General features: G+C 61.7%; 20 protein-coding genes. 9 read left to right on the top strand and 11 right to left on the bottom strand.

What is annotated here, in order from left to right; translation table 11 throughout:
* Window positions 1-119: 119 nt before the first annotated feature.
* From M5G11_RS08985 to ccoN, 3 genes are all read right to left on the bottom strand, one after another.
* Window positions 120-599, bottom strand: coding sequence for a GNAT family N-acetyltransferase (locus M5G11_RS08985; RefSeq protein WP_273913734.1), 480 nt, complete (start codon window positions 597-599; stop codon window positions 120-122).
* Window positions 600-667: 68 nt separating this feature from the next.
* Window positions 668-880: a cbb3-type cytochrome c oxidase subunit 3 gene (locus M5G11_RS08980; RefSeq protein ID WP_273913735.1), complete on the bottom strand. Its 213-nt coding sequence runs from the start codon at window positions 878-880 to the stop codon at window positions 668-670.
* Between the two features lie 11 nt (window positions 881-891).
* Window positions 892-2,319 carry a cytochrome-c oxidase, cbb3-type subunit I gene (gene ccoN, locus M5G11_RS08975; protein ID WP_273913736.1) on the bottom strand — a complete coding sequence of 476 codons (1,428 nt, stop codon included), beginning with the start codon at window positions 2,317-2,319 and terminating at the stop codon, window positions 892-894.
* Window positions 2,320-2,770: 451 nt separating this feature from the next.
* On the opposite strand from ccoN, the gene M5G11_RS08970 reads away from it, so the two are divergent.
* From M5G11_RS08970 to M5G11_RS08945, 6 genes are read left to right on the top strand one after another with little or no spacing between them, the layout of a single operon-like run.
* Window positions 2,771-4,375: a phosphopantetheine-binding protein gene (locus M5G11_RS08970; protein WP_273913737.1), complete on the top strand. Its 1,605-nt coding sequence runs from the start codon at window positions 2,771-2,773 to the stop codon at window positions 4,373-4,375.
* Complete coding sequence (locus M5G11_RS08965) at window positions 4,362-5,939, top strand: class I adenylate-forming enzyme family protein (RefSeq protein WP_273913738.1); 1,578 nt, start codon at window positions 4,362-4,364, stop codon at window positions 5,937-5,939. The genes M5G11_RS08970 and M5G11_RS08965 overlap by 14 nt, the downstream gene beginning before the upstream one ends.
* 56 nt (window positions 5,940-5,995) lie before the next feature.
* Entirely contained in the window at window positions 5,996-6,922 is a 927-nt protein-coding gene (locus M5G11_RS08960; protein WP_273913739.1) for an alpha/beta fold hydrolase, read from the top strand.
* 12 nt (window positions 6,923-6,934) lie between these two features.
* The gene (gene rpe / locus M5G11_RS08955) at window positions 6,935-7,621 is read left to right on the top strand and encodes a ribulose-phosphate 3-epimerase (protein WP_273913740.1); all 687 of its coding nucleotides are present in this window, start codon (window positions 6,935-6,937) and stop codon (window positions 7,619-7,621) included.
* Between the two features lie 28 nt (window positions 7,622-7,649).
* On the top strand, window positions 7,650-8,735 hold the full coding sequence (gene hemE, locus M5G11_RS08950) for a uroporphyrinogen decarboxylase (RefSeq protein WP_273913741.1): 1,086 nt from the start codon (window positions 7,650-7,652) through the stop codon (window positions 8,733-8,735).
* Window positions 8,728-9,156, top strand: a complete 429-nt coding sequence (locus M5G11_RS08945) for a MarR family winged helix-turn-helix transcriptional regulator (RefSeq protein WP_273913742.1) — start codon at window positions 8,728-8,730, stop codon at window positions 9,154-9,156. Before hemE ends, M5G11_RS08945 begins: the two co-directional genes overlap by 8 nt.
* Here M5G11_RS08945 and mobA read toward each other — a convergent pair.
* The 3 genes from mobA to M5G11_RS08930 are packed head-to-tail and all read right to left on the bottom strand — an operon-like array spanning window position 9,142 to window position 14,114.
* Window positions 9,142-9,738, bottom strand: coding sequence for a molybdenum cofactor guanylyltransferase MobA (mobA, locus tag M5G11_RS08940; RefSeq protein ID WP_273913743.1), 597 nt, complete (start codon window positions 9,736-9,738; stop codon window positions 9,142-9,144). The genes M5G11_RS08945 and mobA overlap by 15 nt on opposite strands.
* 60 nt (window positions 9,739-9,798) lie before the next feature.
* Window positions 9,799-12,924 (bottom strand): efflux RND transporter permease subunit, encoded by a 3,126-nt coding sequence (locus M5G11_RS08935; RefSeq protein ID WP_273913744.1) that lies wholly within the window; start codon window positions 12,922-12,924, stop codon window positions 9,799-9,801.
* An 11-nt stretch (window positions 12,925-12,935) separates the two neighbouring features.
* Window positions 12,936-14,114: an efflux RND transporter periplasmic adaptor subunit gene (locus tag M5G11_RS08930; protein ID WP_273913745.1), complete on the bottom strand. Its 1,179-nt coding sequence runs from the start codon at window positions 14,112-14,114 to the stop codon at window positions 12,936-12,938.
* A gap of 155 nt (window positions 14,115-14,269) precedes the next feature.
* Between M5G11_RS08930 and M5G11_RS08925 the strand changes: the two genes are divergently transcribed.
* Together M5G11_RS08925 and M5G11_RS08920 are read left to right on the top strand one after the other, a co-directional pair.
* Window positions 14,270-14,971 carry a response regulator gene (locus tag M5G11_RS08925; RefSeq protein WP_273913746.1) on the top strand — a complete coding sequence of 234 codons (702 nt, stop codon included), beginning with the start codon at window positions 14,270-14,272 and terminating at the stop codon, window positions 14,969-14,971.
* Between the two features lie 15 nt (window positions 14,972-14,986).
* Window positions 14,987-16,288, top strand: coding sequence for an ATP-binding protein (locus M5G11_RS08920; RefSeq protein WP_273913747.1), 1,302 nt, complete (start codon window positions 14,987-14,989; stop codon window positions 16,286-16,288).
* Window positions 16,289-16,395: 107 nt separating this feature from the next.
* Here the strand turns inward: M5G11_RS08920 and M5G11_RS08915 are convergent, their stop codons facing one another.
* Complete coding sequence (locus M5G11_RS08915; RefSeq protein ID WP_273913748.1) at window positions 16,396-17,115, bottom strand: hypothetical protein; 720 nt, start codon at window positions 17,113-17,115, stop codon at window positions 16,396-16,398.
* A 172-nt stretch (window positions 17,116-17,287) separates the two neighbouring features.
* On the opposite strand from M5G11_RS08915, the gene M5G11_RS08910 reads away from it, so the two are divergent.
* Entirely contained in the window at window positions 17,288-17,755 is a 468-nt protein-coding gene (locus tag M5G11_RS08910; protein WP_273913749.1) for a YbjN domain-containing protein, read from the top strand.
* 24 nt (window positions 17,756-17,779) lie between these two features.
* Here M5G11_RS08910 and icmH read toward each other — a convergent pair whose 3' ends face one another.
* From icmH to M5G11_RS08890, 4 genes are read right to left on the bottom strand one after another with little or no spacing between them, the layout of a single operon-like run.
* Entirely contained in the window at window positions 17,780-18,616 is an 837-nt protein-coding gene (gene icmH / locus M5G11_RS08905; RefSeq protein WP_273913750.1) for a type IVB secretion system protein IcmH/DotU, read from the bottom strand.
* 20 nt (window positions 18,617-18,636) lie between these two features.
* Window positions 18,637-18,894, bottom strand: coding sequence for a PAAR domain-containing protein (locus M5G11_RS08900; protein WP_273913751.1), 258 nt, complete (start codon window positions 18,892-18,894; stop codon window positions 18,637-18,639).
* Entirely contained in the window at window positions 18,891-19,694 is an 804-nt protein-coding gene (locus M5G11_RS08895) for a DUF6708 domain-containing protein (protein WP_273913752.1), read from the bottom strand. The genes M5G11_RS08900 and M5G11_RS08895 overlap by 4 nt, the downstream gene beginning before the upstream one ends.
* Window positions 19,691-20,320: a hypothetical protein gene (locus M5G11_RS08890; protein WP_273913753.1), complete on the bottom strand. Its 630-nt coding sequence runs from the start codon at window positions 20,318-20,320 to the stop codon at window positions 19,691-19,693. Before M5G11_RS08890 ends, M5G11_RS08895 begins: the two co-directional genes overlap by 4 nt.
* Between the last annotated feature and the right edge of the window lie 209 nt (window positions 20,321-20,529).

The raw sequence follows: 20,529 nt of genomic DNA, 5'->3' as shown, positions 1-20,529 counted from the left end.
TCTGACAGTCCCGGGCGGAAAGGTGACATCAAGTCACCTCAAAAAAATGGATAAACCCAACTATAGCCAAACCAGCAAAAGCATCATCGGCAAACCCGGTCCCCAAAAAAGCGCCAAATTCAACCGCGGGCAAAGTTCCTCAAGGTATCCCCTTCAAGCCGATACCGCACCCACTCATCCTGCGGTTCAGCCCCAAGCGACTGGTAAAACTGAATCGCCGGTTCATTCCAATCCAGCACACTCCATTCCAGCCGCCCGCAGCCTTGTTCGAGCGCCTCCAGGGCAATGTGCCGCAACAGCTGCTTGCCCGACCCCGACCCACGCTGTCCAGGTGTGATGTACAGGTCCTCGAGGTAGATCCCGTTACGCCCCAGCCAGGTCGAATAGCTGTAGAAATACACGGCATAGCCGATCGCCTTGCCATCCAGTTCACAGATCAGCCCCTTGGCGGGCGCGCCATCGGCAAACAGGCTAAGGCGAATATCCTCGACACTGGCGATCACCGCGTGCCGCGCACGTTCGTACTCGGCAAGCTCAGTGATGAACGCCAGGATCAGTTCAGCATCCTCGACGCGGGCAGGGCGGATGTGCAAAGTCATGTCAGGCTCTTGGTCTTGGAAAAGGTTGCCTATCCTAAGCTGACCAACAGCACCCCGTCACCCTCGCCTCAGGCATCCAGCGCGGCATCCGGCGCACTGGCCGGCACCGCCTTGCCGATGGCCTTTTCGACCCGACGCGCCACCGCCGGATCATCGGCGAAGGGGATCAGGCTGGCCTGATCCTCCACGTCGAGGTCATGACGCTGCAGGCACTTGGCGGTGATCAGGTAGAAGAACAGCACGCCACTGAGGCAATACAGGCCATACAACCACTCGTTCATCACCGCGCTCCTCAGGCTGTCTGCGCGTTGTTCAGCGCCAACGCCGGATCAGCTACCCGTACCGTGCGCCACATGTTCCAGGCCATCAGCAGCATGCCACCGAGGAAGCACACGCCACCGGCAAAGCGCACGATAAAGCCCGGATGGCTAGCCACCAGCGCCTCGACGAAGGAGTAGGTGAGGGTGCCGTCGTCGTTGGTGGCGCGCCACATCAGGCCCTGGGTGATGCCATTGACCCACATCGAGGCGATGTACAGCACCGTGCCGATGGTCGCCAGCCAGAAGTGCATGTTGATCAGGCCCACGCTGTACATCTGCGGGCGTCCGAAGACTTTCGGGATCATGTGATACAGCGCACCGAAGGTGATCATCGCCACCCAGCCCAATGCCCCGGCGTGTACGTGGCCGATGGTCCAGTCGGTGTAGTGGGACAGGGCGTTGACGGTCTTGATCGCCATCATCGGCCCCTCGAAGGTCGACATGCCGTAGAACGCCAGCGACAGCACCAGGAAGCGCAGGATCGGGTCGCTGCGCAGCTTATGCCAGGCGCCCGAGAGGGTCATCATGCCGTTGATCATGCCGCCCCAGCTTGGTGCCAGGAGGATGATCGACATGGCCATGCCCAGCGATTGCGCCCAGTCGGGCAGGGCGGTGTAGTGCAGGTGGTGCGGGCCGGCCCAGATGTACAGGGTGATCAATGCCCAGAAATGCACGATGGACAGACGGTACGAGTACACCGGCTTGCCCACTTGCTTGGGCACGAAGTAGTACATCATGCCGAGGAAGCCGGTGGTCAGGAAGAAGCCCACCGCGTTGTGCCCGTACCACCACTGCACCATGGCATCGGTAGCCCCGGCATACACCGGGTAGGACTTGAACCAGCTCACCGGAATCGACAGGTGGTTGACCACGTGGAGCATCGCGATCACCACGATGAACGCGCCGAAGAACCAGTTGCCAACATAGATGTGCTTGCCCTTGCGCCGCAGCAGGGTGCCGAAGAACACCACGCCATAGGCCACCCAGACAATCGCCATCCACACCGCACCGGTGAACTCGATTTCGGCGTATTCCTTGGTGGTGGTCAGGCCCAGCGGCAGGCTCACCAGCATGATCACGATGGTCGCCTGCCAACCCCAGAAGGTGAAGCTGGTCAGCCAGTCGCTGTAGAGCCGTACCTGGCAGGTGCGCTGCACCGCGTAATAGCTCGCAGCAAATTGGGCGCTGCCGGCGAAACCGAAGATCACCAGGCTGGTGTGTAGCGGCCGCAGACGACCGAAAGTGGTCCATGGCAGATCGAGGTTCAGGTCAGGCCAGACCAGTTGCGAGGCGATCCACACCCCCATGGCCATCCCGACCACGCCCCAGACCACCGTCATGACGACGAATTGCCGGACCACTTTGTAGTTATAGGCCTGCACCTGTTGATGTGTGTTCATGGCTGTTTATCCGCAGTTCCTTTGAGGGCTCACCCCACCTTGGGGTTGAACGCAGGCGCAGACTCTAGGAAGCCATCGGCATACAAAACAGACTCAGAAACCATGCATATATACGGATCAGATAAAGCCCCTGTATTTACTGGGTGAAATGTCCGCTGATCTGTAAAAGTTACGAAATTTAATCTCTGTTACCCGCGCTGCAACCCGGCAAACAAGCGACGTTCGGCCGCAGCCGGGAGTCGGTGGAATTATCTTGACATCACGGCGAACGACGATAGAGAATTTCACAAACTTTGCGCGCAAAGTTTTCGGCAGGACGCCATTCGACCTGTCTGTCATGCGCAACCCACTCTTGATGCCCACGCGCTCCGCGTCCCCCGGGAAAAGGCTCTGTTTGCCGGTCCCGCGTTGGCGCTCGGCACCGGCAAAATAATAACGAAGGGAGCAACAGATGAAGCTTTCCAAGGAACTCGTCCTTCAAGCAACAGCGACGTTCGGAACGCCAACCTATATCTACGACGAAACCGTGTTGCGCAGCAGTTTCAGCGAGTTGCGTCACGCGTTGCCGGACTGTGTCGACATCTTCTACGCGCTGAAGGTGAACCCGAATCTGTCGTTGGTAAAACTGATCCGCTCCTACGGCGGCAACACCGAAGTCTGCTCGCTGGGCGAGCTGGAAATCGCCTTGAAGGCCGGTGTGGCGCCACAGGACATCATCTTCCTCGGCCCATACAAGAAGCCCGAAGAACACCGCCGCGCCCTGGAAGTCGGGGTGTTCGCAATTGTCGTCGAGTCCGAGACCGAGCTGCGCAAAGTCTCGGCACTGGCTGGTGAGATGGGCGTCACGGCGCCGGTGGCAATCCGCATCAACCCGAATTTCTCCGCCTCCGGATCGCCTTGGAAGATGGGCGGGCGCCCGACCCACTTCGGCATCGAAGAAGACACCGCCATCGAGCATTTCGGCGAATACGTCAAGCTGCCGAACCTGAACGTCCGGGGCATCCACGTCTACAACGGCACCAAGATCCTCGACGCCCAATCGGTCTACGACAACGCCAGCTACATCCTTGACCTGTTCCGCAACCTGACCCTGCGCTACGGCCTGGACATGACCATGGTCGATGTCGGCGGCGGCCTGGGCATCAAGTACTACGAGAACGAAAAGGAACTCGACACCTACCAGCTCAAGCAACTGCTGGCCCCGCTGTTCGAGACCTTCCATCGCCAGTTCCCGAAAACCCGGATCATCCTCGAGTCCGGGCGCTTTGTGGCTGGCAAGTGCGGTGCACTGTTGGTGACGGTCGACAACATCAAGGAAAACCACGGCAAGACCTTCGCCGTGACCGATGGCGGGACCAACTGCCACGGCGCCGCCGCCGGCAGCGGCCAGGTGCTCAAGCGCAATTTCCGCATCGTGCATGCGACCGGCAGCACCGGCGCACCGCTGCGCGAATACCATATCTCCGGCCCGCTCTGTAGCCCGGACGATCTGCTCGGCCGCGACGTGCGCATCGAGACCATCAGTGAGGGCGACGTGTTGGCGGTGACCGCCTCTGGTGCCTATGGCCCGACCGCATCGCCGACCTTGTTCCACAGCCACGGCCACCCGGCGGAAGTCATTGCCAGCAATGGCCGGTTGTTCCTCGCGCGTGCTCGCCAGACCGCACTGGAAATCCGCGACAGCCACACCGACGTGCCGGTCAGCGAAATGCTCGGCGCCAATGTGGTCAGCCTGCCGACAGCGGCAGCCCCGGTTGCCCAGGTGGCGACCCAGCGTCGTCTCGGCGAGATCCTGCGGGTGGTGCTGAAACTGCCGGAGCACACCCAAGTGAGCGCCGAGTCGCACCTGCGTGACGACCTTGGCCTCGACTCGCTGACTTCCATGGAGTTGCTGGTGACCCTGGAAGACCAGATCGAAGGTTTCTTCGTCAACCCGGACACCATCACCCCGGGCCACTTCAATACCGTTGCAAGCCTGGCCCAGTACGTCGATGCCCACAGTCAACCGGTGCGCGCTGAACAAGGGCGTTCCGAGGTGCAGCATGAACCTGTCTAAGGTGCTCCTGCAGCAAGTGCTGGAGGCGCGCAACGGCCAGCACCCGGACAAGGCGGCGATCATCTATGCCGACGAAACCTACACCTACGCGCAACTGGATGAAGCCAGTGCGCGCCTGGGGGCAGGGCTGCAAGTGCTCGGCCTGCAACGCCAGGAGCGTGTCGTGCTGTGCCTGGGCAACCGGGTAGAAACCGTCTGTGCCTTCTGGGGTGTACTCAAGGCGGGCGGGGTGGTGGTCAACGTGGGGCTGGAAACACCGCCCGACGGCCTCGACTATATCGTTCGCGACGCCGAAGCGTCGGTACTGATCACCACCTCGGAAAAATTCGCCAGCCTGCCGCCGTCTACTGCGGCGCTGGCCCACCTGCGTGCCATCGTGTTGCTCGATGGCGTGGCCGATGCGGCCGAGACCCTGACTTTCGAACGCGTGCTGAGCCAAGGCGGCGCCGCTCCCGTGCCGTGCGGCACGCTCGACCTGGACCTGGCGGCGATCATCTATACCTCCGGTTCCACCGGGGCACCCAAGGGCGTGATGCTGACCCACCGCAACATGCTTGCGGCGCTCAATTCGCTGCACACCTACCTGGGCTACAACGAGCGCGACAATGTGCTGTGCTCGCTACCGCTGTCGTTCGACTACGGCCTGTACCAGATGATCATGGCCCTGAGTGCCGGCGCCACGTTGGTGCTGGAGAAGGAGTTCACCTGGCCGATCTTCCTGATCAAGAAGATCCGCCAGTACCAGGTCACGGTCATACCGTTCGTGCCGACCATGCTGATGCTGCTGCATGAATACGCACACAAGCGTGACGCGACATTCGGCCAGGTGCGCATGGTCACCAACACCGGGGCGGCGCTCAAGTCCAACCATATTGCCCAGATGAAGTCGCTGTTCCCTGAGGCGCAGATCTTCTCCATGTACGGCTTGACCGAGTGCAAGCGCTGCACATACCTGCCGCCGGAAGACATCGACAGCAAGCCGGGCAGCGTTGGCATTGCCATCCCCAACACCGAACTGTGGCTGGTGGACGAGGAAGGCCAGCGCATCGAGCAGCCGCACCAGGTCGGCCAGTTGGTGATCCGTGGCGCCACGGTAATGGCCGGCTATTGGCGCAACCCGCAGGCCACCGCCGAGAAGCTCAAGCCAGGCCTGTTCCCCGGCGAAAGCGTGCTCTACACCGGCGACTACTGCACCCAGGACGAAGACGGCTACCTGTACTTCCACGGGCGCATGGACCACGTGATCAAGTCACGCGGCATGAAGGTCAGCCCGAGTGAGGTGGAGAGTTTCCTGTATGCCATCGAAGGCGTAGAAGCCGCCGCCGTAGTGGGTGTCGAGCATGCCTCGGCGGGCGAGGGGCTGTGGGCCTTCGTCAGCCTGGGCGAGGACGCGTCGCTGAGTGTCGAGCAACTGCTTGAACGCTGCCGCGCAGGCCTGGAAGCGCACAAGGTGCCGCTGTCGATCACCCTCGAGAGCAGCTTGCCGCGCACCGCCAATGGCAAGTTCGACCTGCGTCAGCTGCAAGCGCAGGCCCGTAGTGCACAGCTGGCGCTCGCCGGTTGAACGAACGGCGTCGTGAGCGCGACGCCCACATGGACAGTGGCCAAGGGAGTGATGTCATGCATCAGTGCAATAACGCCAGGGAGCAATCGCTGGACGTCAACGGTAACCAGGTGGCGCTGCGCATCTGGGGTGATGAGACTGGCCATCCGGTGCTGGCGTTGCATGGCTGGCTGGACAATGCTGCCTCGTTCGAGCACCTGGCGCCGTACCTGAAGAACTGTTTCGTGGTCGCTCCGGACCTCGCCGGGCATGGTCGCTCCTCGCACCGACGTGGTGACAGCGGCTACTACCTGTGGGAGCACGCCGACGACATCAACAGCCTGGTCGAATGCCTGGGCTGGAAGCGGTTTTCCGTGCTGGGCCACTCCATGGGCACTGGCGTTGCGTCGATTCTGGCGGCAATGAACAAGTCGATCGACAGCATGATCTTCATTGATGGCATGGGCGCGCCGTTCACCATCAACGAGCAGGACACGGTCGAGCACCTGAAAAAATCCCATCGCCTGATGCGCCTGGCCCTGCGCACGCGCCTGCATGGTTTCTCCGCACCCGACAGCGTGCAGTTCACCAGCGTCGAGGCGGCCGTCAGCGAGCGGCGCAACAGCATCGACGGCACGCTCTCGGCTGAAGGCGCGCGCGTGCTGGCCATGCGCGACCTGCTGGCAGTGGGTGACGGCTACCGCTGGCGCCACGACCCACGCCTGGTCTTGCCCGAGCCGATGCAACTGACCGAGCAGCAGGCCTGCGATTTCCTGCGCCAGATCAGTTGCCCGCTGCATGTGATGCTGGGGCGCCACGGCCTGTTTGCCGGCCCTGAATTCGATAAAAGAAAAAAAGCCTTGCCCTGGGCCTCCCGGGTCTACTGGCATAACGGGGGGCACCACTTCCATCTGGATGAACCAAATGTCGCATTGATAGAACAGATCAATGCGGCACTGGCCCAGAGTGAACGGGGCCCGCTGCAACGATTAGTCAATGAGTAACGGAGTACGCGCGTGAAAGAGTTCTGGATTGCACCGTCGATACTGGCGGCCAACTTTGCCCGCCTTGGCGAGGAAGCTGATCGGGTCCTGGCCGCTGGTGCCGACGTCATCCATATCGATGTGATGGATAACCACTATGTGCCCAACCTGACCATGGGGCCGATGTTCTGCAAGGCGCTGCGCGCCCATGGCATCACCGCGCCGATCGACGTGCACCTGATGGTCACGCCGGTCGACAGCATGATCCAGGCGTTTGCCGAAGCGGGGGCCGACTACATCTCGATCCACCCTGACGCGACCCTGCACCTGGACCGTTCGCTGCAACTGATCAAGGACCTCGGCTGCAAGGCCGGCCTGGCCTTCAACCCGGCCACCGGCCTGGAAGTCAGCCACTACGTGCTGGACAAGCTCGACCTGATGCTGCTGATGTCGGTCAACCCGGGCTTCGGCGGGCAGTCGTTCATCCCGTCGGTGCTGCCCAAGATCGAGGCGGCGCGCAAGCTGATCGACGCCAGTGGCCGCGACATCCGCCTGGAAGTGGATGGCGGGGTCAACCTGCAGACCATCGGTCAGGTCGCGGCGGCCGGTGCCGACATGTTCGTGGCGGGCACGGCAATATTCGCCCAGGCCGACTACCGCGCTACGATCACTGCCTTGCGCAGCACGATCGCCGACGCCATCCCGCGCCACCTGGCCTGAATGCGCTTGCCGATTTTCGCAAACCCGTATGAGTTACCCGTCCTTGCACAATAATACGTTCATCAAGGCCTTGCTGCGCCAACCCACGGCGCATACCCCGGTCTGGCTGATGCGCCAGGCCGGCCGCTACCTCCCCGAGCACCGGGCGTTGCGCGCCCGGGCTGGCTCTTACCTCGACCTGCTGCGTACCCCGGACTACGCCACCGAAGCCACCTTGCAGCCGCTGCGCCGTTTCAATCTGGACGCGGCGGTGGTCTGCTCGGATATCCTCCTGTTGCCCGATGCCATGGGGCTGGGCCTGTATTTCGTCAACGGCGAGGGGCCGCGTTTTCGCCACCCGCTGCGTGATGAGCAGGCCATTGCCAACCTGCGCCTGCCGCAGCCGCATGCCCTGGAGCACGTTTACCTGACCATCGCCCAGACCCGACGTGAACTGGGCACGCAGGTACCCCTGATCGGTTTTGCCGGCAGCCCCTGGACCCTGGCCTGTTTCATGGTCGAAGGTGGGCCCCCGGGGGACTTCCAGCTGATCAAGAAGATGCTCTATCGCCAGCCGGCGTTATTGCACTCACTGCTCAGGACCCTGGCACACGCGGTGGCAGCCGACCTCAACGCACAGATCGAATCGGGCGTGCAGGCGGTGATCCTGGTCGATACCTGGGGCGGGGCACTGGCAGACGGCATGTACCAGCATTTTTCGCTGTTCTACATGCGTGAAGTGCTGGCGCGCCTGCACAAGACCCATAATGGCCAGCGAATTCCCTCGCTGATTCATACCCGTGGCGCTTCGCCGTGGTTGAATGTGCTGGCTGACAGCGGCGCTGATGCCCTGGGCCTGGACTGGACCTGTGATCTGGCCCGGGCGCGGCAACTGGTGGGTAGCCGGGTGGCCCTGCAGGGCAACCTCGACCCGAGCGTATTGCTCGCCGATGAAGCCAGTATCCGCCGCGAAGTACGTCGGGTACTGAAGTCTGTCGGGCCGTCGGGGATAGGGTTTGGCCATGTGTTCAATCTGGGCCATGGAATTTCACCAGCCACCTCGCCCGAGGCGGTGGCGGTGCTGGTCGACGCGGTGCATGAGTTCAGCCGCGTTGCAGGAGGTGTGCATGCTTGATCCGACTTTCGACTTCGACAAGATGCTCTGCTTCTCGTTGTACTCGACCGCCAATGCCATGGTTCGCGATTACGCCGAACCGCTCAAACGTCGTGGCGTGACCTACCCGCAGTTGCTGGTGATGGCTGGCCTGTGGGGCCAGGATGACGTCTCCATCAGTGTGCTCAGCGAGCTGACGCTGTTCGACCTTGGCACCTTGACGCCCATCGTCAAGCGCCTGGCCGATGCCGGTTTCATCACGGTGTACCTCGACCCCAATGACCGCCGTCGGCGCAACCTGCTGCTCACCGACAAGGGCCGCGAACTGAAGGCCGAAGCGGCGCAGGTATTCAGTAGCATGGCCTGCAAGATCGACCTGGGTGACGATGATGTGGCCCAGGTGCTCAATGTCTGTCACCGGATCCGTTCACGCTTGCGCTGAGGGTGGGTCAAGCAGGCGTTGCGGGGTATTGAAGTTGCTCAGGCGCGGATCGTCCTGCGGACAGTCCAGCGCTTGCAGCGGTTCGGCCAGCAATACCCGCAGCAGGCTGCGCTCGCCGGCTTGCCAGCGCTGTTCGAAGGCGCTGGCCAGGCGTTGCGGGATCAGGCTGAACATCGGCTGCCACTGGCCCTCCTGGCGCACCATCACCGGCTGTTGGCGGGTGTGGGCCAGGGCTTGCAGATCACGGATCAGGGCGTGGTCGATCAGCGGCGCATCGCAGGCCAAGACCAGCAACCACTCATGTCGGGCCACGGCCAGGCCGGCGCGCACGCCTGCCATCGGGCCCGGGAAATCGCCTTCGACATCGCTCACCAGGCGGTCGGCGTAAGGCTGATACGCTGCCTGGTTGCGGTTGCAGGAAATGATCAGGTCGTCGGTCAGTGGGCGGACCACTGCCTGTACATGGGCAATCAGTGGTTGCCCGTGCCAGGGCAGCAGGCCCTTGTCCTGGCCACCCATGCGTTGGCCGCGCCCGCCGGCCAGCAGCAGAATGGAGCAGGGCAGAGCAGCGACAGCGGTCATTGAGTTGGGTCCTGGCGGTTGACGCCGATCACCATCCCATGACCGCTGGCGCGCTGTCCATCAGCTTTCTTTCGCGACCTCAGCCTTGTGGCCGGCTTTGGTGCGTACGCCGGTCAGGCGCATCACCACCACGAAGAACACCGGCACGAAGACGATTGCCAGGGTGGCGCTGAGCATCCCGCCGATTACCCCGGTGCCGATTGCCTGCTGGCTCGCCGAGCTGGCGCCGGTGGCAAGTGCCAGCGGCACCACACCAAGAATGAACGCCAGCGAGGTCATCACAATCGGCCGCAGGCGCAGGCGGGCGGCCTGCACGGTGGCGTCGACCAGGTCGTGGCCCTGATCCACCAGGCTCTTGGCGAACTCGATGATCAGGATCGCGTTCTTCGCCGACAGGCCGATCAGGGTGATCAGGCCGACCTTGAAGAACACATCGTTGGGCATCCCGCGCAGGGTGACTGCCAGTACCGCACCGAGCACGCCCAGCGGTACCACCAGCAACACTGCGGTAGGGATCGACCAGCTTTCATACAGCGCTGCCAGGCAGAGGAACACCACCAGCAGCGACAGGCCCATGAGGATCGGTGCCTGGCTGCCGGAGAGTTTTTCCTGCAGCGACAGGCCGGTCCATTCCAGGCCGTAGCCCAATGGCAGTTGGTCGACCAAACGCTGGATTTCCAGCATCGCCTCCCCGGAACTGTGGCCTGGCGCCGGCTCACCGGAAATGGCAATCGCCGGGTAACCGTTGTAGCGGGTCAGCTGCACCGGTCCGGAAACCCATTCAGCGCGGGCAAAGGCCGACAAGGGCACCATCTTGCCGCTGCTGTTGCGCACGTGGATCTTCAGCAGGTCTTCAACCTGGCTGCGGCGATCCCCTTCGGCCTGCACCACCACGCGCTGCATCCGCCCCTGGTTGGGGAAGTCGTTGACGTAGGCGGAACCGACGGCGGTGTTCAGCACCATGCCGATATCGGCGAAGGACACGCCCAGGGCGTTGGCCTGCTTGCGGTCGATTTCCAGCTGCACCTGCGGGCTGTCGGCCAGGGCGCCTTCGCGCACGTTGATCAGCACCGGGCTTTTTTCAGCCGCAGCCAGCAACTGGTCGCGGGCCTCGGTCAGGCGCTGGTGGCCAAGGCCACCGCGGTCTTGCAGGCGGAACTCGAAACCGGTCGAGTTGCCCAGGCCGTCTACGGGTGGCGGCAGGACCGAGTAAGCCACGGCATTCTTGAATTGGCTGAACGCCATGGTCGCGCGGTCGGCAATGGCTTGGGCGCCATGTTCGGCGGTGCGCTCGGACCAGTCCTTGAGCGTGGTGAACACCAGCGCGGCGTTCTGCCCGTTGCCCGAGAAGCTGAAGCCGAGGATCACCGTGGTGTTGCCTACGCCACTTTCCCCGGCGTTGTGCGCCTCGATCTGTTCGGCCACTTCGATCGTGCGGTTCTGGCTCGCCCCGGGCGGCAGTTGCACGTCGGTGATCGTGTAGCCCTGGTCTTCAGTCGGCAGGAACGCCGAAGGCAGTTGGCTGAAGCTGTACACCAGCGCGCCGAGCAGCAGCACATAGACCAGCAGGTAGCGGCCACTGCGGGCCACGGCGCTGATCACCCAGCGCTGATAGCCGTTGCTCATGCCCTCGAAGCGGCGGTTGAACCAGCCGAAGAAGCCGCGCTTTTCGTGGTGCTCACCCTTGGCCAGCGGCTTGAGCAGGGTCGCGCACAGGGCCGGGGTCAGGCTCAGGGCCAGGAACGCCGAGAACAGGATCGACACCGCCATCGACAGCGAGAACTGCTGGTAGATGATCCCCACCGAGCCGCTCATGAAGGCCATCGGTAGGAACACTGCCACCAGCACCAGGGTGATGCCGATGATTGCCCCGCTGATCTGGCTCATGGCCTTGCGTGTGGCCTCACGCGGTGGCAGGCCTTCCTCGGCCATGATCCGCTCGACGTTTTCCACCACCACGATGGCATCGTCCACCAGGATGCCGATGGCCAGCACCATGCCGAACAGTGTCAACACGTTGATCGAGAACCCCATCGCCAGCATCACCGCGAAGGTGCCCATCAGTGCCACCGGTACCACCAGGGTCGGGATCAGGGTGTAGCGGATGTTCTGCAGGAACAGGAACATCACCAGGAACACCAGCCCCATGGCTTCGAACAGGGTGGTGATCACCTGGGTGATCGATACCTTGACGAACGGCGAGGTGTCATACGGGATGTCGTACGTGGCGCCGACCGGGAAGTAGCGCGACAGCTCGTCCATCTTCGCCCGCACCAGGGTGGCGGTTTCCATGGCGTTGGCGCCTGGCGCCAGTTGCACGCTGAAGGCGGTGGAGGGCTTGCCATTCAGGCGCGTGCCGAACTGGTAGTCCTGGCTGCCGATCTCGACCCGGGCGACATCGCCGACGGTGACCGTGGAGCCGTTGGGGTTGGCGCGCAGGACGATGTCGGCAAACTCCTGTGGCGACGACAGCTGCCCCCTGACCAGCACGTTGGCGGTGATTTCCTGGGTCGAGCGGCCCGGCAGGTCGCCGATGCTGCCAGGCGCCACCAGGGCGTTCTGCGCAGCGATGGCGTTGTTCACGTCATCGGGGGTGAGGCTGAAACCGATCAGCTTCTGCGGGTCGATCCAGATCCGCATGGCCCGTTCCGAACCATACAACTGCGCCTTGCCGACACCCTTGATGCGGCGCACCTCGTTCATCACGTTGCGCGCCAGGAAGTCGCTCAGGCCGATCTCGTCGAGGTCCGGGCTGGTCGAAGTCAGGGTCACCAGCATGAGGAAGCCGGTGGAGACTTTCTCCACCTGCAGGCCTTGCTGGATCACCGCCCGCGGCAGGCGCGACTCGACCACTTTCAGGCGGTTCTGCACGTCGACCTGGGCCAGTTCCGGGTTGGTGCCGGGCTCGAAGGTGGCGGTGATGGTCGCACTGTTCAGGCTGCTTTGTGACTGGAAGTACAGCAGGTGGTCGGCACCATTGAGTTCCTGCTCGATCAGGCTGACCACGCTGTCGTCAATCGATTGCGCGGACGCACCGGGGTAGGTCGCATAGATCTCGATTTGCGGCGGCGCGACGTTGGGGTACTGGGCCACCGGCAGCTTGGGGATGGCCAAGGCGCCGGCGAGCAGGATGAACAGCGCGATCACCCAGGCGAAGACCGGGCGGTCAATGAAAAACTGCGGCATGGATCAGGCCCTCACTGGCCAGTGTGCTGAACGATGGGAAGGGCATCCTTGCCGGCCGGGGTGACCTGCACCAGGTCGCCGGGCTTGACGTGTTGCAGGCCTTCGGTCACCACGCGGTCACCGGGGCTCAGGCCTTCGCTGACGATCCAGCGGTCCTGTTGTGCGGCGCCGAGTACCACGCTGCGCTCGCTAATGCGCTGCTCGCCATCCACCAGCAGCACCCGCGGCTTGCCGGCGCTGTCACGCAGGATCGCCTGCTGTGGCACGCTGATGCCCTTGGGCTGCACAGCCTGGTCGAGGCGCACGCGGATGAAGCTGCCCGGCAGCAAGTCGAGGTCCGGGTTGGGGAACTCGCTGCGCAGGGTGATCTGCCCGGTACTCGGGTCGACGCTGATGTCCGAGAACAGCAGCTTGCCCGGTTGCGGGTAGACCGAGCCATCGTCCTGGATCAACGTGGCGCGCGCCTGGTCCTGGCCGACCTGTTGCAGCTCGCCCGAGCGCAGGGCGCGGCGCAGTGCATTGATCTCGCGGGTGGACTGGGTGATGTCGGCATGGATCGGGTCCAGTTGCTGGATGATCGCCAGCGGGGTCGATTCGTTCTGCCCGACCAGCGCGCCTTCGGTGACCAGGGCGCGGCCCACACGCCCGGAAATCGGCGCGGTGACAGTGGCGTAGCCGAGGTTCAGCTTGGCCCGCTCCAGCGCGGCCTTGGCAGCATCGACATCGGCGTCGGCCTGCATCGCGGCGGCGCGGGCATTGTCGTGGTCCTGGCGGCTGACCGCGTTGATGGCGATCAGCTCGCGGTAGCGCTGGTCTTGCAGGCGCGTCTGGAAGCGCGTGGCTTCAGCCTTGGCCAGCGCCGCACGGGCGCTGTCGAAGTCGGCCTGGAACGGCGCCGGGTCGATGCGGAACAGCACGTCGCCCTGTTTCACGTCGCTGCCTTCGCGGTACACGCGCTTGAGCACGACACCGGCCACCCGCGCGCGCACTTCGGCGATGCGTGGCGCAAGGATGCGCCCGGACAGCTCGGTGCTGATCGCCAGCGATTGCATCTGGATGGTCTCGACCGAGACATTGGTGGCAGGCGGGGTCTCTTCCTCCTGGGACGCGTCACCGCAGCCGGTGAGGGCCAGGGTCAGGGCGAGCAGAGGGAACAAGGTGCGCAGACGGACGGGGCTTGAACTGGGCATGCGGATCTTCCATAAGTGACCCGGCAATGCTAAGGCAGTAGTTCTACGCGCTGCTGTGAAGCTGTGTAGGCCTAATGTGAAAAAGTGTGAAGATTTGCGCCGCGTCCGGTGAGGTTATATATCCTGCCTGACTTTCCCTGTGTGTCAAACAGCCCATGCCGAATATTCTCCTGGTCGAAGACGACTGCGCCCTGTCCGAACTGATTGCCAGCTACCTGCAGCGCAACGGCTTCAGCGTCAGCGTAATTGCCCGTGGTGACCACGTGCTCGACGAGTCGCGGCGGCTCAAGCCGGACCTGGTGATCCTCGACCTGATGCTCCCGGGCCTGGATGGCTTGCAGGTGTGCCGTCTGCTGCGTGCCGAGTCGGCGGCGTTGCCGATCCTGATGTTGACCGCCCGCGACGACAGCCACGATCAGGTCCTGGGCCTGGAAATGGGCGCTGACGACTATGTCACCAAGCCTTGCGAACCACGCGTGCTGTTGGCGCGGGTGCGCACCTTGCTGCGCCGCAGCAGCATCAACGAGCCGCAGCTGGAGAGCGACCTGATCGTCGTCGGCGGCCTGCGCATCGACCTCGCCGAGCGCACCGTGCACTGGCGTGGCGAACCGGTGGAACTGTCCAGTGGCGAGTTCAACCTGCTGGTGGTGCTGGCGCGCAATGCCGGCACGGTGCTCAGCCGCGACCATATCCTCCAGCACCTGCGCGGTATCGAGTTCAACGGCACCGACCGCTCGGTGGACGTGGCGATCTCCAAGTTGCGGCGCAAGTTCGACGACAGCGCCGGTGAGGCGCGCAAGATCAAGACGGTGTGGGGCAAGGGTTACCTGTTCAGTCGGGTCGAGTGGGAATTCTGAGGTGTTGAACACAGCATGCTGAAAATCGTCATTCGCTTGTATCTGGTGACCATCATCGCCTATGCCGGGGCGATCTTCATGGTCCCGGAGCTGATCGTGCAGTGCTTTCTTGAGCGCTACGTGGCCTACAACCTGGAGCAGGCGCGCGGTGTGCAGCGCCTGATGGTCAAACAGTTCGAGCAGGCGCCCAAGGCGGACTGGCCGCAGGTCGTCCAAGGCCTGGAGGAGGACTTCGCGCCCTTGCGGGTAGAGCTGCTGCGCCAGAACGACGCGGGATTGACTGCTGAGGAGCACGAGCAGCTACAAAATGGCAAATACGTGGTGCGCCTGGGTGATTGGGGTTACTACGAAACGGCGCTGGCACCGCTCGACGGTGAATGGCTGGTGGCGCTGCGCAACCCGCCGGAGCCGGTCGACATCAACTTGCTGTCCTGGGTCATCACCGTATTGATCGGTGCCGCACTGCTGGCCTGCCTGCTGTTCTGGATCTGGCCGCACTGGCGTGACTTGCAGCGCTTGAAGGCCACGGCGCAGTTGCTCGGGCAGGGCAACCTGGCGGAACGCACGCACATTTCGCCACGTTCCAACATTGGCGCGCTGGCCAAGGTATTCGACACCATGGCGCATGACCTGGAGCAACTGCTGACCCAGCAACGCGAGCTGCTCAACGCGGTGTCCCATGAGTTGCGCACGCCATTGACGCGCCTGGATTTCGGCCTGGTGCTGTTGTATGACGAACTGCCGCCGGCCAGTCGCAAGCGCTTGTTGCAGCTGGTTGGGCATGTGCGCGAGCTGGATGAGCTGGTGCTTGAACTGCTGTCCTATAACCGCTTGCAGACGCCGGGGCAGATGGGCGAGCGGGTCGAGGTGGATTTGTCGGAGTTTGTCGACAGTATCCTGGGCAGCTTTGCCGAGGAACTCGATAGCCGTGCGATCGTTTGGGAAGTGCGTGCGGACGCTGGCATAGCGCGTTTCATCCTTGACCCGCGCTTGACTGCACGTGCCGTGCAGAACCTGGTGCGCAATGCCATGCGCTATTGCGATGAGCGCCTGCTATTGCGCTTGAGCGCGGATGCGCAGGGTGGCTGTGTGCTGACCGTGGAAGACGACGGCATTGGCATTCCGCAGGAAGAGCGCGAGCGAATTTTCCAGCCGTTCTACCGCCTGGACCGCAGCCGCGATCGTTCGACGGGCGGGTTCGGCCTGGGCTTGGCGATTAGCCGACGCGTGATCGAGGGGCAGGGCGGCACCTTGACCGTGGGGCAATCGGCGCTGGGTGGCGCGCAGTTCAGGATCTTTTTGCCACGCGGGCGGTAGCGGTTTCATCGGACCAGGCGCGATTACCCTGTACATGTGGGAGCCGGCCTTGTCGGCGATGAGCTACAAACGACTGGCGACTTTGGTACACGGCGTGCTTCCCGCGTTCAATCGCCAAACGTAATGATCATTGCGCCCAATGCCGTCGAGCCGGTAAAGACAACGGCGGCAACTGCTGCCCCGGCAGCCGTACCCGGGCCTGGTGCAGCCACGCTACCGGCCACTATCGAGTCAATTGACAGCCCGACATCCGCGACCACCATGGCCACCCCGCGCGTACGCCAAAGCGTCTTGCGTGCCAGGGCTGCTGCTCGGGCGGCCTCCAGTTGCGCGTCTTCGATGTTTTGCAGCTCTACGGCTGTTGCACAGAACTCTGAGCGCATCTGCGCAAGTCGGGCCTGGATTTTCTCCGGGTCGACAGGTTGTGCCATGCCCTGTCGGAATTTGTGCAGCACCTCCATCAGATGGCTCACCATTGCCTTGTCCAAGCCGGCGTCGAGCAATACGCGTTCTTCAACCGGCAGGAATGACTGGGTGAACAGCTCCTCGTTTCTGGCCATTGCTTCAAGGCTGTTGCGGGTTTGCGCAGAAGGGTGCGCGGCTTTGCGCAGCCCGCTGATGAACCTGGAGTCTTCGTTGAGCTGCTTCAACAGGTTGCAGGCAGTGGTACTCACTTCAATCAGCTGTACACGGCTTGGCGTCGGCGTAGTGCCCAGCACCTGCTGGATTCTGTTCACGCCATTGACGAAGTACTCGAAATCATTGGGTGCGGCCCAAGTATTGATCGAGAGCATCATCAACAGAACCAAGGCCATTATTCTGTGCATGGCAGCTCACCCTGTGTGGTCGAACGCGTCTGCATTTACTCTAGCCCGAGCAGTGGGCCGGGGTGGCATTTGCAGACTTACGGCGTGCCTGGTCCTGACCGTTGCTCATTGATGTGCTACACATTCAGTTGGTTTTGCTTTGAAGTACCCCACACCACAAGGAAGAAGACTCATGACAGCAACCGCACTGATCGAAACCGTAAGCGCTGATTCCCTCACCACCCTGTTGCAGGACGCCGGCTGCCGGGTCAATCGTACCGAGCAGAACGCAGTGGTGCAGTTGCTCAGCGCGAGCCAGGGGGTCGGTTATGCCGTGCGTTTCGGTAACCAGCACGCTACGCAGGCAGGGCAGTATCTCGATTTCACTTTCAGTTGCGCGCTACGTATCCAGGGTGAGTTGCCAGCCGGCCTTGCCGAGCGCTGGAACATCTCGCGCCGTTTTGCCCGCCTTTCGGTCCAGGGCGAGTTCCTGGTGATGGAAATGGACGTGTTCGTGGCTGATGGCGTCAGCCAGAAATACCTGCTGGGCAGCCTGGTGCTGTGGGATCGCCTGTTGCAGGAATTCATCGTCTACCTGCGTGACTACAGCCGCAATGCAGCGCAGGTGGCTGAGGTTGCAGCGCAGCCGGCAGCTTCCTGAACCACCTGGGTGCTTACCCGCCGCTCATTGCAGGCGCAGGATGACGTCCAGTGATTGCAGGACTTCTTCAGTGATGAGATCAAGGCGATACGCATAGATATTGTAGATCGCCGTCAGCGCCAGGGCGGCGATTACCAGCGGGCTCCACCAGGGCCATTGCCAGGGCATGTGGTGTTTACGCGAGACAACGTTGTGCAGGGTGTCACAGGCCCAGTCGGGGGTCGGTCCGCGTAGTTCACGAATGAGCCTATGCAGTTCCACGATGATTGCCTGCAACGCTTCATCGCCCTTGGGCTCAAGGGCGTACTTGCCTTTGAGGCCCATGCACAGGCAGATGTACATGAACTCCAGTAGCTGCTGGTATGTGGCGGGTTCCAGCATCATGCGCGACAGCACGCGGAAGAACTTCTCGCCACCACCGCTCTCGTTGTGAAAGTCGCTTAGCAGGGAATTCTGGCTCCACACCGAGTTGTTGCCCCACGACGTGCGCATCACGACCTCATCGAGGAACAGGCACAGCGAGTAGGAGTAGGCCTCCAGGTGGATGGGGTCGTAGCCGCGTTGGCGCATCTCGTCGACCACCGTGGTCACGCTGGTGTGCACATCCTTGTAGAGCTGCCCGATGTCATCGGGGCACTCGACGGTTTGCAGGCGTATGGCCAGGCCGATCAGCGGCATCGCGGCGTCGACCATCGGGTTGACGAACCCTCCACGCAAGTCGAAGTCGGGGTCGGCCGGGTAGAGGCCGTTCATTTCAGCCTGTGTCTGGCCTGCATGCGGGCCCAGGGTGTCCAGCTTGGCATCGTGGATAAGCACATCCAGGGTCGGCCCTTTTGGTGTTGATGTGGGTGAGGTCTTCATGGCGTCTTCCTTGTGGTTGTTCAATCGAGCATCCAGCCGTTGTCACCTTCGGCCAGCAGGCCGCCGTGGTCACTGCTGTCGCCTTGGCAGGCGATGGCTTTGCCTTCGATGCGATGGTTGGCGGAGCCGCTGGTAATCACTGCGCCGCAACTGATGCGGTCGCCGACCCGGGCGATGGCTTTGCCGTTGAAAGTGAATGACGCGGCGCCTGTTTCAACGACACCGGGGCCGTGCAGCGGACAATCGTGGCGGTGGCCGACCAGGACGATGGGCTTCATGGGGCATCTCCAGGGGCGGGGGCGGTTCGTGATTCGAGGTCCATGTCGGCCGGCCATTGGACTTTTGGGGCCCAGCGGCAGACGGGATTGGTATCCCAATCGCGGGGTTCGTAGGAGAAGGGGGGGAGAGCCTCGGGGCCTTGTTGCATGTAGAGGCGAATTATTGCCCAGTAACGTTCACCGTCAAAAATGTCGCCCGCAAAGTGGAAGCGGTCTACCACATCGAGAGTGCCGGGTTTTAGAGCGCAAAGGCTGATGCTTTCTTTCAAACCACCCGTGCCCATAGGGCCATAGATACTACTGGCTTCGGCGTGAAGGTCATCCCAGTTGTATGCGGCAGGTCGGACTTCCCATTTTGTTTTGCTAAAGGGGTAGAACCAACTGAAATGGAAGCGGTACACATAAATTTTTCGACGCAATCGGTTGAATCGAATGGGTTGGTATTGAGGTGTCTCTAGGTCCATTCGAATTAGTGTGGCAAGTGGCCAAAACAATAATATAATTGTATAGCCAAGAAGCATCGATCCTTTGTCTAGTGGGGTTTCTGTTGTGAGGTCAACGTGAATAGTTAAGGCGAGTACGTATAAGTTGGCTAGAGAAATTATTGTTCCGACTATCGCGAAGTAGCCGCGCGCTTTTAATTCTTCTACTGGAAACTCCAGGTACATCTCATCGATGTGATTGGGTGTGATGTCCAACAGGGTGAAGCTCATATTCGGAGCCACGCTGTCGTTTGGGGCTGGCAAGTCGAATTTCCAGGACGGTGCATGCATTTCTAGTTTTGGGTTTTTATTGTTCATTGATTGGTCTCCAGTAAGTGAACCTCGATGTAGGCGTCGGGAGCTTCCCGGTCTGGCCAGTAAGTGAGGAGCAGTGTGGCTGCCTCAATGTTGTGCTTTCTAATGCTTGGGACTAGCTCAAGCATTCCGTTGATGTTTCGGTACTTCAAAGTCTTGCCGTCAGGGAAACTGATTTCCGCATCAGACTGTCTGGTTGTGATTGTTTCTTGCTTGTAGTCCTTGAATTTTGATGGTTTGGATGGTGCGAGATTTGCTATGTACTCAGACGCTCGGGTGTTGCTTGCTAAGGGGTGATGGGATCTATTTGTGATTACTTCGCCTCCTGTGTACTTTTCAGGTCGGCCATCTCCAAATCTATGGATTATTAGCGACCAGCAGTAACTCGATTGTGTCTCGAGAAAATTCGGCAGAATAATCCAATATTTAAGTCGTTGCTCGGTCTCCAGGCTGACTAGTCCGCCTATTTTTGCTGTTGTTGTGGGGTCTGCCATGGTGGTTTCAAACTTAATGCTTGCCTCCACTCCAAGTGTTGCGGTGTTGAGCTCGGTAAATGCTATGTCAGCTTGGTCGGATGTTTCCCATTTGATGGGAGGGGTTTCCTTTGCAGTTCCGAAATAGCAGCGCATTGCCCAGCGCTCTAATGGGGAGGACTCTTTACGCTCTGCTATTTTAATCAAGCTGTAAACTACTATCCCCAGTACAATGGCTATGCCGAGTGTGCCCAGTAGTGAGGCGCTTGGGGCGGCAAAAATTGCACCAATTGCGGCCCCCGCGCCAAGGAGTTGAATAATTATTGCTATGCGGTAGAACTTTGCAGGGGACTGTCAGATTTTTT

It is taken from the genome of Pseudomonas fontis, assembly GCF_028656955.1.
In the GTDB taxonomy this organism is placed as follows: domain Bacteria; phylum Pseudomonadota; class Gammaproteobacteria; order Pseudomonadales; family Pseudomonadaceae; genus Aquipseudomonas; species Aquipseudomonas fontis.
This window is presented reverse-complemented; position numbering and strand designations above follow the sequence as displayed.

What these genes read in the sequence shown, in the direction of transcription:
- M5G11_RS08985 (WP_273913734.1), bottom strand. Translation starts at nt 599, where the DNA reads ATGACTTTGCACATCCGCCCTGCCCGCGTCGAGGATGCTGAACTGATC.
- M5G11_RS08965 (WP_273913738.1), top strand. Translation starts at nt 4,362, where the DNA reads ATGAACCTGTCTAAGGTGCTCCTGCAGCAAGTGCTGGAGGCGCGCAAC.
- M5G11_RS08910 (WP_273913749.1), top strand. Translation starts at nt 17,288, where the DNA reads ATGACAGCAACCGCACTGATCGAAACCGTAAGCGCTGATTCCCTCACC.
- M5G11_RS08970 (WP_273913737.1), top strand. Translation starts at nt 2,771, where the DNA reads ATGAAGCTTTCCAAGGAACTCGTCCTTCAAGCAACAGCGACGTTCGGA.
- M5G11_RS08930 (WP_273913745.1), bottom strand. Translation starts at nt 14,114, where the DNA reads ATGCCCAGTTCAAGCCCCGTCCGTCTGCGCACCTTGTTCCCTCTGCTC.
- icmH (WP_273913750.1), bottom strand. Translation starts at nt 18,616, where the DNA reads ATGAAGACCTCACCCACATCAACACCAAAAGGGCCGACCCTGGATGTG.
- M5G11_RS08925 (WP_273913746.1), top strand. Translation starts at nt 14,270, where the DNA reads ATGCCGAATATTCTCCTGGTCGAAGACGACTGCGCCCTGTCCGAACTG.
- hemE (WP_273913741.1), top strand. Translation starts at nt 7,650, where the DNA reads ATGAGTTACCCGTCCTTGCACAATAATACGTTCATCAAGGCCTTGCTG.
- ccoN (WP_273913736.1), bottom strand. Translation starts at nt 2,319, where the DNA reads ATGAACACACATCAACAGGTGCAGGCCTATAACTACAAAGTGGTCCGG.
- M5G11_RS08945 (WP_273913742.1), top strand. Translation starts at nt 8,728, where the DNA reads ATGCTTGATCCGACTTTCGACTTCGACAAGATGCTCTGCTTCTCGTTG.
- M5G11_RS08890 (WP_273913753.1), bottom strand. Translation starts at nt 20,320, where the DNA reads ATGCGCTGCTATTTCGGAACTGCAAAGGAAACCCCTCCCATCAAATGG.
- M5G11_RS08900 (WP_273913751.1), bottom strand. Translation starts at nt 18,894, where the DNA reads ATGAAGCCCATCGTCCTGGTCGGCCACCGCCACGATTGTCCGCTGCAC.
- mobA (WP_273913743.1), bottom strand. Translation starts at nt 9,738, where the DNA reads ATGACCGCTGTCGCTGCTCTGCCCTGCTCCATTCTGCTGCTGGCCGGC.
- M5G11_RS08935 (WP_273913744.1), bottom strand. Translation starts at nt 12,924, where the DNA reads ATGCCGCAGTTTTTCATTGACCGCCCGGTCTTCGCCTGGGTGATCGCG.
- M5G11_RS08915 (WP_273913748.1), bottom strand. Translation starts at nt 17,115, where the DNA reads ATGCACAGAATAATGGCCTTGGTTCTGTTGATGATGCTCTCGATCAAT.
- M5G11_RS08895 (WP_273913752.1), bottom strand. Translation starts at nt 19,694, where the DNA reads ATGAACAATAAAAACCCAAAACTAGAAATGCATGCACCGTCCTGGAAA.
- M5G11_RS08920 (WP_273913747.1), top strand. Translation starts at nt 14,987, where the DNA reads ATGCTGAAAATCGTCATTCGCTTGTATCTGGTGACCATCATCGCCTAT.
- M5G11_RS08980 (WP_273913735.1), bottom strand. Translation starts at nt 880, where the DNA reads ATGAACGAGTGGTTGTATGGCCTGTATTGCCTCAGTGGCGTGCTGTTC.
- M5G11_RS08960 (WP_273913739.1), top strand. Translation starts at nt 5,996, where the DNA reads ATGCATCAGTGCAATAACGCCAGGGAGCAATCGCTGGACGTCAACGGT.